The 12,984-nt window shown below is 61.5% G+C and carries 11 protein-coding genes; 2 read left to right on the top strand and 9 right to left on the bottom strand.

Annotated features, from left to right (window positions below; genetic code table 11):
- Window positions 1–154: 154 nt before the first annotated feature.
- Window positions 155–760 carry a Yip1 family protein gene (locus tag NFI08_RS11585; RefSeq protein ID WP_083970270.1) on the top strand — a complete coding sequence of 202 codons (606 nt, stop codon included), beginning with the start codon at window positions 155–157 and terminating at the stop codon, window positions 758–760.
- Window positions 761–977: 217 nt separating this feature from the next.
- Here the strand turns inward: NFI08_RS11585 and NFI08_RS11580 are convergent, their stop codons facing one another.
- On the bottom strand, window positions 978–2,105 hold the full coding sequence (locus NFI08_RS11580; RefSeq protein ID WP_045991926.1) for an aminotransferase class V-fold PLP-dependent enzyme: 1,128 nt from the start codon (window positions 2,103–2,105) through the stop codon (window positions 978–980).
- 463 nt (window positions 2,106–2,568) lie between these two features.
- Here NFI08_RS11580 and NFI08_RS11575 point away from each other — a divergent pair, with 463 nt between their 5' ends.
- On the top strand, window positions 2,569–3,519 hold the full coding sequence (locus NFI08_RS11575; protein WP_349589497.1) for a hypothetical protein: 951 nt from the start codon (window positions 2,569–2,571) through the stop codon (window positions 3,517–3,519).
- A 192-nt stretch (window positions 3,520–3,711) separates the two neighbouring features.
- Here NFI08_RS11575 and NFI08_RS11570 read toward each other — a convergent pair whose 3' ends face one another.
- The 8 genes from NFI08_RS11570 to NFI08_RS11535 form a co-directional block, all read right to left on the bottom strand.
- Window positions 3,712–4,533 (bottom strand): IclR family transcriptional regulator, encoded by an 822-nt coding sequence (locus tag NFI08_RS11570; protein ID WP_045991928.1) that lies wholly within the window; start codon window positions 4,531–4,533, stop codon window positions 3,712–3,714.
- A 227-nt stretch (window positions 4,534–4,760) separates the two neighbouring features.
- Window positions 4,761–5,540 (bottom strand): GntR family transcriptional regulator, encoded by a 780-nt coding sequence (locus NFI08_RS11565; RefSeq protein ID WP_162197827.1) that lies wholly within the window; start codon window positions 5,538–5,540, stop codon window positions 4,761–4,763.
- 202 nt (window positions 5,541–5,742) lie between these two features.
- Window positions 5,743–6,225: a universal stress protein gene (locus tag NFI08_RS11560; protein WP_045991929.1), complete on the bottom strand. Its 483-nt coding sequence runs from the start codon at window positions 6,223–6,225 to the stop codon at window positions 5,743–5,745.
- Between the two features lie 161 nt (window positions 6,226–6,386).
- Window positions 6,387–7,925: an AMP-binding protein gene (locus NFI08_RS11555; RefSeq protein WP_205254724.1), complete on the bottom strand. Its 1,539-nt coding sequence runs from the start codon at window positions 7,923–7,925 to the stop codon at window positions 6,387–6,389.
- A gap of 11 nt (window positions 7,926–7,936) precedes the next feature.
- Window positions 7,937–9,379 carry an acylating sulfoacetaldehyde dehydrogenase gene (gene sauS / locus NFI08_RS11550; protein WP_213230308.1) on the bottom strand — a complete coding sequence of 481 codons (1,443 nt, stop codon included), beginning with the start codon at window positions 9,377–9,379 and terminating at the stop codon, window positions 7,937–7,939.
- A gap of 124 nt (window positions 9,380–9,503) precedes the next feature.
- Window positions 9,504–10,481 carry a tripartite tricarboxylate transporter substrate binding protein gene (locus NFI08_RS11545; protein WP_108449683.1) on the bottom strand — a complete coding sequence of 326 codons (978 nt, stop codon included), beginning with the start codon at window positions 10,479–10,481 and terminating at the stop codon, window positions 9,504–9,506.
- A gap of 13 nt (window positions 10,482–10,494) precedes the next feature.
- Entirely contained in the window at window positions 10,495–10,941 is a 447-nt protein-coding gene (locus NFI08_RS11540; RefSeq protein WP_045991932.1) for a tripartite tricarboxylate transporter TctB family protein, read from the bottom strand.
- Complete coding sequence (locus tag NFI08_RS11535; RefSeq protein WP_045991933.1) at window positions 10,928–12,478, bottom strand: tripartite tricarboxylate transporter permease; 1,551 nt, start codon at window positions 12,476–12,478, stop codon at window positions 10,928–10,930. Before NFI08_RS11535 ends, NFI08_RS11540 begins: the two co-directional genes overlap by 14 nt.
- Window positions 12,479–12,984: the final 506 nt, after the last annotated feature.

The raw sequence follows: 12,984 nt of genomic DNA, 5'->3' as shown, positions 1-12,984 counted from the left end.
AGGTCAAGTGTTGTACAGGACTTGTATAGTATGTACGGTAACGTTGGTAGCGAAGCGAAAAATCGCTTCTATACTGCAAGTTAAGGACAACGGAGTCGCGGGCGCCGAGTGCCGGTCTCGGGACTTACTTCAGCGGTAGCAGGAGGGAGTCAGTATGCTGACACACGTCTGGGGATTGATGGCCCACCCGAATCGCGAATGGAAGCAGATCAAGCAGGAAAGGGAGACGATAACGCACCTGTACGCGCATCACGTGTTGTTGCTGGCCGCCATACCGGTGATCTGCTCGTACATCGGTACCACCCAGGTCGGCTGGAGTCTCGGCGGCGGCACGACCATCAAGCTCAGTTATCTAGACGCCCTCGGGGCGGGGATCGCCTTCTATCTGGTGATCCTGGCGGCGGTCTACATTGTCGGCAAGACCATCCGCTACTCGGCCAAACGCTTTCCCAAGACACCCAGCCAGAGCCAGTGCATCATCTTTGCCGGCTATGTGGCGACCCCGATGTTCCTGAGCGGCATCGTGGCGATCTACCCGATCATCTGGCTGTGCCTGCTGGCCGGCGTTATCGGCCTCTGTTACACCGCCTACCTGCTGTATCTGGGCATTCCCTCCTTTCTCGATATCAGCGAAAAGGAAGGCTTCGTCGTCTCCAGCACCACCCTTGCGGTGGGGGTACTGGTGCTCGAAGGCCTGCTCGGCATGACCGTCCTGCTGTGGGGCTACGGAGAGCGCATCATTCTGTCGCTGCTGGGGTGACTAGAGGGTGACTGGAGGGTGACAAGAGGTCGATTAAAGGTCGGCTAAAGAGTGACAAGTCGACGGGGATGACCCGAGAGCACTGAAACTCGAGGCGTGCAGGACTTGGCCGTTCAGTCCGACAACACGGGTAAGACAAAAGGGGCGACGCTGATGCGTCGCCCCTTTTTCTATCTGGGCCTTTCTGTGCGGCCCGATCTGGTGGGTGTCAGCCCGTTTACCCCTTGATACTGTCCAGCGCCTTGCGCAGGTGGTCGATGCTGCGCTCGGGCTGATGCAGCTTGTCCAGGCCGAACAGGCCAATGCGGAAGGTCTGGAAATCGTCGCCTTCATCGCACATCAGTGGGACCCCGGCGGCGACCTGGACGCCGGCTGCGGCGAACTTGCCGACCAGCCCCGGGTCGTTGTGGTAGCAGACCACCACACCGGGCGCCTCGTAACCCTCGGCGGCGACGCTCTTGAAGCCGTACTCGGCCAGCAGGCTGCGCACTCCCTGGCCCAGGGCCCACTGTTCCTGTTTCACCTTGTCGAAGCCGTAGGCGTCGGTCTCGCGCATGATCTCGCGTAGCTCGCGCAGGCTGTCGGTGGGCATGGTCGCGTGGTAAGCGTGGCCGCCATTCTCGTAGGCCTCCATGATCTCGAGCCACTTCTTGAGATCGGCGGCGAAGCTGGTGCTGGTGGTTTCCTTGATGATCTCTCGCGCCTGGGCCGAGAGCATCACCATGGCGCAGCAGGGTGAGCCGCTCCAGCCCTTCTGGGGGGCGCTGATCAGCAGGTCGACGCCAGTGTCCTGCATGTCCACCCAGACGGTGCCCGAGGCGATGCAGTCCAGCACCATCAGGCCGCCGTGGGCGTGCACCGCATCGGATACGCGACGGATGTAGTCGTCCGGCAGGATCATGCCGGACGAGGTTTCTACGTGGGGGGCGAAGACGATGTCCGGCTGCAGTCGCTCGATGGCCTGCTCGACTTCCTCGATGGGGGGCGGGGCGAACGCTGAGGTCGGATCGCTGTCCTGCTGACGTCGGGCCTTCTCCACGCACAGTTCGGCCGGGATCTTGCCCATCTCGAGGATCTGGTGCCAGCGGTAGCTGAACCAGCCATTGCGGATGACCAGGGCGCTGCGGTTCTGGGCGAACTGGCGGGCTACCGCCTCCATGCCGAAGGTGCCGCTCCCGGGCACGATGACCGCGCTGTGGGCGTTGTACACCTGCTTCAAGGTGGTGGAGATGTCGCGCATTACGCCTTGAAAGCTCTGCGACATATGGTTCAGGGCGCGGTCGGTATAGACCACGGAGTATTCCAGCAGGCCATCGGGATCGACGTCCGGGAGCAAGCCAGGCATGAGGCGCATCCTTACAGTGGGCGTTGAACAAGCCGAAGACGCGGACTGCGTCAGCGACGACGGCGCCGAGCGGCTAGGGCTCGGCGCTCATTATTCTCTACAGCATAAGGTCAAAGGGCGGTGGCGGCCAGAGGACGGCGGCTCGCGCGTGGCGCGGTCATTTTCCTTGTGTGACTGTCGTTACATCCGAGTCCGTCGTGATATGTGTTTTTGTACTGATTCGAGTAAAAAACGGCCTAACCCGCCAATAAGGATTTTCATGAGACTTATCAGCCATTTCGCGTAGAGGTCTTCTCAGTAGCTGAAGCAGCGCGGTATGACCGATGGCTGGCAAAGCAAACTTTGACCATGCTGAGAAGACCGCTGCCAATAAGGCGTCGCAGCGTGTTTCGTCTAACGCCGTCGGTGACGCCGGGCGGTCCGGCCGGCGGAGCACGATCTTCCCAGGTGGAGGACGTCGATCATGAACGAACCATCATCATGTACGTGTCAGGCCGCTGGACTGAGGCCTGAGCAGCTCGACGCGCTGCTGGCGCGAAACCCGCAATTGGCACAGGAACTGGCGGCACGATATCAGCAAATACTGGCTGAGCCGGCAGAGCTGGATAGGCCAGATGACCTGGCCGCGGTGGGACTGGGGCCGGATGGGGCGCCGCTGGTCAGCGGTCCTGCGGAGCCCATGCCGCTGGCCCGTTTCGATCTCAGCAACGGCAACCGCATCGAATTCGTCGGGCTTAGAGGCGACGACAAGGAGGCCCAGGTAGGCATGCGGGAGTTGGGCGTGAGCGATCGTGCGACCCCGCGAACCTTTGCAAGCGAAGTTGGCAAGTCCGCGCTGGATCACTACCTTATGCTCGCCCCGCAGGAGGTGCCCATCCCGAAGATGCTGCTCGAGCTGAATCCCGACATCGACCGCAAGGCGTTCAAGAATCGCACCGTGGAGCGGGTGGAAGAACCCATCGAGGTGGATCTGGACGAGTTGGGCATAACGCCGGACACTGCCAGGGCAGGGTCCTCGGCAGGAGGCGGACCAGGCCAGCAATACTGTGTTTCGGGCGATGGTTATCATCTGTTTCGCAACCACAACTGCGAGACCGTCTCCTTCCCGAGCAACACCTGGTGGTGGTGTGACCCGGAGGCCCACTATTCCTTCCGGGATCGCTGGACCTCTGACCACAAGCGTCGCAACTCTCTTGGTGTCACCACTGCCTGCCATGGGCCGGCGGCCACCCTGCACTACTACAAGAATGTCTTTGGCAACTGGAAGCATCTACATACCTTTCACCTGCCTTCAGGCTACTGGCAGTGGACCCGGTATGAGGGGCTATCCAAGCGAGACCGCTGGATACGACATCGCTGTGTGACCGCGGGAGGCAGCAGCTTCGTGCGCTGCGTCAGCTTCTTCTACAACTGAGGCCTGTGTCATCTGCGCAGCGCTCGCAGCTTTCGTTGCAGGAGGGGGGGCAGGGCAACAGGGTCGGCGATCAAGGGAGCGACTCGTCGAACCATCTCGGCGCCATCACCGTTGTCGCGGTGGTGGCGCCTTGCTGTTTGGCGTCTGGTTTGGTGAGGGTTCCGGCCATGCGGGGTTGCTGCGGCTAGGGCGTCAGGCAGAGGTTTCGGACTCTGCGATGGGCTCGGGCAGGGCGCCCTGGTTGATCCGCGCGATGGCGGCGGCGGCGCGCTCCAGCGCGGGCAGGCAGTCCAGTGCGCGCTGTTTATCCATGCGCATCACCGGTGCCTGGATCGCCAGGCCGACGTTGGAGACCCCGGTGGGGTTGGGGGCCAGCACCGCGATGCACAGAAGCCCCGGCAGGAATTCCTCGTCGTCGAAGGCGTAGCCGTCGCGCTTGACCTGCTCGATCTCCGCTTCCAGGGCGTCGATGTCGGTAAGCGTGTTTCGGGTGAAGGCCTCCAGGGTGGCATCGGCGAGCAGCCGACGGCGCTGGGAGGCACTCATCTGCGCCAGAAACAGCTTGCCGCTGGCGGAGCAATGGGCAGGCACCCGGGAGCCGGGGTGAAGATAGAAGCGCAGCGGTGCCGACGTCTCGACGCGGTCCAGATAGAGCACCTCGCTGCCGGATAGGGCAGTGATGTTGCAGCTTTCCCCGACCTCACGCACCAGCTCAGCCAACACGCCGTGACGTGCGCCCTGAACGGTGTCGTTGAGCAGCAGGGTCTCGGCCAGCCGGCGCAGGCGGCTGCCCTTGCTGTAGTGGCGGTTGTCCGCTTCGCGCTGCAGCATGCCGGAGTTCTCGAGCTGCTGCAGCATCCGGTGCAGCGTCGGCTTGGGCAGGCCGGTCTCGTCCACCAGGCTCTGCAGGGTGAAGTACTGGTCCTTCTCCGCGATCACCTCGAGCAGCGCCAGCAGGCGCTGGGCCGGGGTGTCGCCCTCGATGATCCGGGTGTCAAAGCTTGCTGTGCTCATGGCGGGGTCTCCTCGATACTACAAGCCTATACGTATCTAAAAATTAATCAATGTGTATCGGAAAACGGAATTCGCCGAGATCACTGTCGTCTCTGACTGAAGCACGTCGGCGTCGGGAACCGGGCGGCGGACGTGAGTGGACAGGCACCCATGAGCCAGGACTCGGCCATGGCCAACCGGTTGTCGCGGTATCCGGCATAGGCTGCCCTGTCTGAGCTTGCACCGAGTCAAAAGTCCGAGCGGATTTCGGCACGGTAGCTGAAGCGGTCGGCCCTTCCCTTGGTGGTACGGACTTCCACGATACGGTCGTGGCTGGTGTAGGTCATCCGCTTGAGCACCACCACCGGGGTGCCGGGAGCGATGTCCAGCAGGGCGGCGGTGTGGGTATCGGCGGCTTCTGCGGTCAGGGTTTCGTCGGCCCGGACGACGGGGATGCCGAATCGGTCGAGGATCAAGGCATAGAAGTAGTCGGGAATATAAAGCTCGGAATCTTCCAGCCCCGGCACCAGTACGCTTGGCCACCAGCTGTACTCCACCAGGGTCGGGGCGTCATCGACCACTCCCAGGCGTTCGATATAGGTGACTGGACTGGTCTGGCTCAGGCCGAGGCGGGTATATACGTCATCGGGAGCCTGGCGGATAGCGCGATCGGTGGTGGTCTTGTGGATACGCACGTCCTTGCCGTCGGCGTCCCCGTAGCTGACAAAGCGAAACAGGGTTTCCTCGAAGTCGGTCCGCGAGACATAGGTGCCCTTGCCCTGATGGCGGAACAGCAGTTTTTCCCAGACCAGATTGGAGATGGCCTTCTTGACCGTTCCCTGACTGATCTGCAGCCGGTCGGCGAGCTGCCATTCGGGTGGAATGAGGTCGCCCGGGGCCAGGTCCCCCCGTTCGATCAGGCCGCGAATATGGTCCTGCAGCAGTCGGTACAGCGGTTTCCCCGGCTGTGCCACCATCACCTCGGGGGAGAAGAGGCCAAGGCGATCAGATTCGTTTTCACTGGTCATTCGCAAGATCCCGCTGCTGGCAAGGTCGGAAGGGGAGGCTGCTCGGGTCAGGCGCTTGTCTGACTCGCCGCTGCCCTGCAGCAGCGTGACGGCGCTCGCCTCTTTCACACCTTGATTCATCCGTTTCATTCTTAAGTGGTATTTCATCAATCTATCACGGGGCTCCTGTGCAGACACCTTTCCGGCCGTGTGACCCCTGGCCTCAGACCGGAAAGAGAAACAGCGGGCGGCGGGTGCGACGACTGATCTTGCGCGCCACCGAGCCAAGCACCATATGACCCAGCCCGGACTGGCGCTGTGTTCCCATGACGATGCAATCGGCATCGATTCTGTCGGCCTCCTGCAGGATGATTCGGGATGGCTTGCCAATGCGGACGTGAATCTCCTTCAGAGAGGCGTGGTAGCTGTCTTCCGAGGCCAGCGTCGAGTGGCCGAAGTCTTCAAGGCGGCGCTTGATTTCGTCGATGGCCTGCCGGGTCGCTCGTTCGCGATAGTTGTCCAGCGGGGAAACGGCGGTATAGCGGCTGGCCAGGCTGTCTTTCAACAGTGCCGGATCTTCGATGACGTGCAGCAGGTGGACCGCGGCGCCGAAGCGTTCGGCGATACCGATGGCCTTGCGGAAGACGTCGGGGCTGTGGGCGCTGAGGTCAGTGGCATACAGCAGCCGGGATATCTGGAAGCTCATGGCTTCATCCTCACAAAGGTTGGATGGCGCAGGCGGTGAGCCGACGTGGCCGAGGCACCTTCGACGCCAAGGCCGGGCTCGCCGGCGCCAGGCCCGGCCGAAACATCGATCAGGCAGGACCCTGGGTACCGCGAGCGCAGGCCAGGGCATCGGGCGCCAGGCTAGGCCGGTGCTTGATGCAGATGGTCGATCATCTCCGCAATCTTGAGGCGCTGGACCTTGCCGGAGGGCCCTCTGGGCAGCCATTTCACGATGTGAACATGTTCAGGCGCCTTGTAGTCACCGACCTCCTCGCGACAGTAGTCGAGAAGTTCTTGCTGGGTCGCCCGATGGCCTTCCTTGAGCACCACGACGGCCTCTACGACCTGCCCGTAGTGCCGGTTTTCCATGGGATAGGCGGCTGCCTCCAGCACCGCCTCATGGGCCAGCAGGGCGTCATCGATCTCGCGCGGGGCGATGTTCTCGCCACCCTTAATGATCAGCTCCTTGATGCGGCCCGTGATGAAGAAGAAGCCTTCCTCATCGCGATAGCCAAGGTCGCCGGTGTGCAGCCAACCCTCGTTATCGATGGTGTCTGCTGTGGCCTCGGGATTCTTGTAGTACTCCTTCATGACGTTGTCGCCGCGGACCACGATTTCACCGGTCTGGTGGCAGGGCAGTACCTGTCCTGTCGAGTCGAAGACACTGACCTCGTTGCGGTAGGCGATACCGGGGGATCCGTAGCGAGATTCGAAAGGGGGCAAGGGGTTGGACAGGATCTGGGCCGCGGTTTCGGTCAGTCCCATGGTTTCCACCAGGCTGACACCGAAGGTGGTCTCGAAACGGCGGTGGCTCTCCGCCGGCAGTGCCGAAGAGGCAGATCGCCCGAAACGCACCTGACGCATGCGCGGATCCTCGCGCAGGTCCTTCGACTCTGGCTTCTCGGCATGCTCCAGCAGGTAGGCGACAATCGTCGGCACGATACTGAACCAGGTGCACTGGTTGTCGAGCAGCCAGTCCCAGAATGCCGAGACACTCAGCTTCTCCGGCAGCACCACACTGCCGCCACTGATCAGTGGCGCCATGATGGTGACCACCTGGGCGTTGATATGGTAAAGCGGCAGAACGCAGAGGGCGCGATCCTTCTGGCACAGCGAGTGGGCCTCGATGGTGCACCTTCCCCCCGCGATCAGATTGGCGTGGGTCAGCACGACGCCCTTGGGCTTGCCTGTTGTGCCCGAGGTATACATCAACAATGCCGTGTCGTCGGGCGCTACCACGGGCAAGGGCGAAGACGCGATACGCTCTTGCTGCCGCGGCCCGTTGCGAGGACAGGCGACCAGAATTTCCTTCTCGCTCCCGTCGAGCAGGCCATCAAGGCGCTGCTCGTAGTGGGGCGATACGATGACAGTGGTGGCATCACAGTGCTCCAGCACGTAGCGCAACTGGGCCTCCCCTGCGATGGCGTTCAAGGAGACCGCGACACGACCACTGGCCATGATCGCCAGCAGCAGTGAGGCGGTCCACAGTCCGTTGTCCATCAGCATGGCCACATGGTCGCCGGGCTGGCAGCCGCGCGCCTGAAGAAGGCCATGCACCCACTCGACGCGCTCCTGGAGTCGGGACATCGAGACCGTCTCGCCAGTGTCGGGACAGATCAGGAAATCAGTGGCGGGTTGGCGTTCACACTGATGCTTGATGGTGTCTTGAATGGTCATCATCTGGCCGGCCTCTAGAAGGGATTGGCGATGCCGTGCTTGTCGAAAAAACCGGAAAACAGATCCTGGGGCAGAGGGGGAGAGGCCTCGATGGTTCGCACGATGCGGGTCGTGTTGAGGTAGTGGCGGTAGTTCATGTTGTCGGAAATGCTGTTCTTGCCCCAGCTACCGCAGCCCATCGACAAGGAAAACGGAAGGGCGTTGTCGAAGTTGCCACCATTGCCGAAGGCGTGGGCCTGATTGACGATCACCCGGCAGACCGGCATCTCCAGTCCCAGCTTCTCGATGTGCTCATCGGTGGTGCTGTGGATACCGCAGGAGTGCCCCTTGCCCTGGTATTCGAGCAGTTCCCTGGTGATCGCAAAGGCACCCTCGAAGTCTCTGGCCCGGTAGAGGGTCAGCACCGGTGACAGCTTTTCGCCCGAAAAGGGGTAGTCCGCCCCGATGCCGCTTTCTTCCACCAGCAGGATCGAGGCGTCGAGACACGCCGGACGATCGAGCCCCACGGTGCTGGCGATACTGCCGGCATCCCGGGCGATCACGTCACGACTGAGGTTGCCATCCGTCCACATGCGACCTTCGAGAATCCGCTTTTCCTGTTCGGTCAGCAGTACCGCCGCGTGGTCTCGCAGTGCCGAGACCATGCTGTCGTAAACGCTGTCGAGGATGACCAGGCTGTTCTCCGAGCTGCAGCTGGTCGCATTGTCGAAGGTCTTGGAGGCAAGAATCTTGCGCGCGGCATCTGCGATATTGGCGCTTTCATCGATGATGACCGGGACATTGCCTGCCCCGACGCCGATGGCCGGGGTGCCACTGGAATAGGCGGAGCGCACATTGTTCTGGGAGCCGGTGACGACGATCAGGTCGACCAGTTGCATCAAGGCATGGGTGCTCGCCTTGGTCACCGGGTCCGGTAGCAGTTGCACCAGATCCCGGGGGGCTCCGATACGGGCGAGCTCGTCCTGCATGTAGTTCACCAGCCGTTCGCACACGGCGTAGCCCTTGGGCGAGGGAGCCAGCACGATGGCGTTGCGACCCTTGAGTGCGTTGATCGTCTTGTTGGTGGGCGTAGCCGCGGGGTTGGTGGAAGGCACCACGGCGCCGACCACGCCGATCGGGCGGGATATCTCGACGATACCTGTGCTCGGGTCTTCGGAGACGATACCCACGGTGCGCTTGCCCTCGAGGTTGGCCAGCAATCCAAGGGTCTTGCGGTGGTTCTTGGCGATCTTGTCGGAAACCTTGCCAAGCCCGGTGGTGGCCACCGCGAGTTGTGACAGCTCCTCATTTCGCGTGGGCTCCATCAACGCCCAGGCGGCGGCCAGCACGACTTCATCGACTTGCTGCTGGTCGTATTGCTCGAACCGTCGCTGGGCTTCTCGGGCTCGTTCGACAATGGGGGCTACCAGCCGGTAGGCGCTATTGTCGTCAGAAGAATGCTTATGGTTGGTGTTCATGTTGCTACCTCGACGTGTCGATGGGGTAAGCAAGGGCGGCTCCCGGCGGTGCAGGGGAATGAGGCCTGAGTTCCACGCGTCGCTACCCTTGCTTTCGTTGCCGTTGGCCTGAAATCCGCAGAGGTCACGGTGTCTCGAGCTGAGCGAAGAGTTCAGTCAGGTACGCTTGCTGTTGTTTCCACAGCGCCTCGAGGTCGGACGCTTCCATGACACGAAGGGTCGATCCGCCTTCTTTCATCTGCTCGGCGATTCCCTCGTCCTGGAACATGTCGATGAAGTTCGAAGAGAGGTAGTCGACCGTTTCCGCGTCGACCCCTCTGGGAACCATGATCCCCCTGAGGTTGAGGCTGGTGTCGTCGACGTCGTATCCCGCCTCGATAAAGGTGGGCACATCCGGCAGGAAATCGTCGCTTCTTTCGAGATCGGCAATGCCGAGGATCTTGATGCGGTCCTGGTTGCGGAAGGCGTCGGACAAGTTGTTGAATCCCGCCATCACCTGACCACCGACAACAAACCTGAGGGCGTCCACTCCTCCTGAGGTAGGAAGGTACTTCAGGGTCACCTCGGCGCTTTGCTGAAGCTGAAGGGCAGCAATATGGTGTCCGACGTAGAGCCCGGCGCCCGAGACCGTCAACTTTCCAGGATTGGCTCTGGCGTACTCCACCACGTCATCGATGGAATCGAACTCACTGTCCTTGCCGACGATGAGTACGGCAGGGTCTGCGCCCCAGTTTGCAATGGGCTGCAGGTTCTCGATGCTGTAATCGGTGTCGTACATGATCGACTGAGCGATGAAGTGCGGCACGTTATAGGCCGCAATATCGTAGCCATCGGTGGCGCCGGTACTGACAAACTGATTCCAGCCGATCTGTCCGCCTGCACCCGGGCGGTTGATCACCGTGACCGGCTGCCCGAGGTACTCATCGCCCTTCGAGGTGACGATCCTGGCCTGGAAGTCTGTCGCACCACCAGCCGAATAGGCGACCGTCAGATTCAAGGGCTTTTCCGGGAAGTCCGCCAGGCTGGGGAGGGGAGCAAGCAACAGACAGACCGCGAGGGTTGACGCTGTTTGACGCTTTACTGAGGTGGCGTGAATAGTCATTGTTTTATGCCTTCTACAGAAGTAGGCCTTTGGGAAACTGCACCTTTAACAGGGCAGTGAATACGCCGAAGAGCACCGCCAGAAAGCCGGTACCGATGACGATGTTGAGAAGGATCTTTCGGCTCGAGGAAAGCCCGGGCATATAGACGCTACTGATGACGACGAACCCCACCAGGGTGGTGACGTAGAAGCCGAGAATTCGTAGTGCGAGCAGCAGCAGGAAAAAGATGGCAAGCGCCGGGATGATGCTGCCCCAGGGGATGGAGATGGCGCCTTCCTCGGCCTGGCCTGGGGCCAGGATTTCCACCGCGAGCAGCACGACTGCCAGAGTCAGTACGATCAGTGACACCACTCGGGGAAAGCTGTAGCCGTATGCCCCGCCTGCCCAGGAGGCGGCTACCAGGCCAAGTGCAATGATCAGTGCGCCGAGGGCCACCTGACGCGGTTTAGTGAGCATCATGGTTGGCCTCCGGATGTACCTGGACTCGATGATCGGGCGTCGCACGCTGGCGGGTCTTGCGGGCCTGCCAACTGGCGTAGAGGCTGTAGGCCACCGACAGCAGGCACAGCGAGACCAGCAGGATATTGAGCCAGCCACCGAACATGTAACGCAGCATGCCGTCGCCGGCCTGGGCCAGCATCTGACTCTGCAGGAAGTTGGTTTCGGCAATAGGGCCGAGAATGATGCCGAGTACGATGGGCCCGGGGGTGAAGCCGTACTGCATGCCGAAGTACATCAGGGAGCCCATGGACATCATGATGATGACGTCGGAGAAGCTGTTCTGGACGCTGTAGGTGCCGAAGATGGCCAGCGTGGTCACCGCCGCCGCCATGATGTGGCGAGGAATCCGAATGACGTACTTGCCGATCCCGCTGATCCACAGCCCACACACCACCAGCAGAATCTGGCTGATCAGCAGTGCTCCCATGAAGGTCCAGGCGACCGAGGCATGCTGGGTGAACAGGTCTGGTCCGGGAAAGAGGCCTTGAATCAACAGGCCGCCGAGCAGCACCGCGGCGGTGGGGCTGCCCGGTATGCCAAGCGACAGCATGGGCACCAGTGACGCCCCGACCATGGCGTTGTTGGCACTTTCTGCAGCGATGATGCCCTCCGGCTCGCCCTTGCCGAAATTGTCCTTGTTGTGACTGAATTTCTTGCACTGGTCGTAGGCAATCAGCCCGGCAATCTGGCCACCGGCGCCGGGAATGATGCCGACGATGATGCCGGACAGGCTGCCGATCACCAGCGCCTTGACCTTCTTCAGGTTGAAGATGATCGCCTTGATCACGGAGGTGGGTGCCATGTCGAAGCGTTCGCCGCCGTTGGCACCCTTGGCGCCCTCTACCATCTGCAGCACCTGGGGTATCGCAAACAGGCCGATCAGGGCCGGGATGATGGTGATGCCGCCCTGCAGGTGCTCGCTGAAGACGAAGCGTTCGGTGCCGGTCACCGGGTTGAAGCCGATCAGCGAGATCCAGACGCCGATCGCACCGCCGAGCAAGCCCTTGAGTACCGAGGCGCTGCCCAGAGAGCCGATGACGGTGATGCCGAGGATGGCCGTCCAGAACAGCTCCGGGGGGCCAAACTTCAGCGCCACATTGACCAGGTAAGGGGTCAGGAAGATCAGCACCAGGACCCCCAGCACGCCCCCGACGGCGGAGCTGATAAAGCAGTAGTACAGCGCCTGGGTCGCCTTGCCGGCCTTGGCCATGGGGTGGCCATCCAGCATCGTTGCAATGTTGGCGGGCGCCCCGGGGATGTTGATCAGGATGGCGCTGACCGCGCCGCCGGCGACCGTCGAGGTATACAGAACGCCGAGCAGGATCAGCCCCGAGGTAGCGTCCATCTTGAAGGTGAAGGGGATCAGTAGCGCCACCGCCATCGTCGGACTGAGCCCCGGCGTCGCCCCCAGAATCAATCCGACGATCGTGCCGCCGATCAGGATAAGCAGGTTCCAGCCGCTGAGAACCTGCGGAAGGTAATGCAGTAGTTCCACCTTGAGCCTCCCGTGACGCCACAGGGGCGGGCGTCTGTTGTCGTTGTCATTCAGTTGGGATAAGCGCGTTTGCCTTTGGCGTGCTTTCTTTCACGGGCTTGATGGCGGTCGCATCAAGGTTGGTGAGCGTGTAGAGGGTCTGGATCAAGTCATTTAACAGATGTACATGAGTTGTATGTCTAGAAGTCTCCCGCGGGGCTGTCAACGTATTTTTCCCTCCGAAATGCCGCTGCAATGCAGCAATGGCGGGCCTTTCAGCGGGTGCGGGTGTTCGGCAAAAGGCGCGTGATCGATCCTGCAGGCAAGGGTGCAAGGGGCGCGGATGGAGGGGCGGGCGAGCGGCGGGAGGCGCTGCAGGGGCTTGGCGGAGCAAACAGGGTGGCACGACGACGGTCTGTTTTTATAAAAAACGAACCGTAACGTATCAAATAATGAAATTCGTCTTGACCGGGCACGAATCGGCCGCTACCTTTGGATCAAGTTTCGCAAATCGGAACTTATGGTAT

Source organism: Halomonas sp. EF61, from assembly GCF_040147045.1.
GTDB lineage: Bacteria > Pseudomonadota > Gammaproteobacteria > Pseudomonadales > Halomonadaceae > Halomonas > Halomonas litopenaei.
This window is presented reverse-complemented; position numbering and strand designations above follow the sequence as displayed.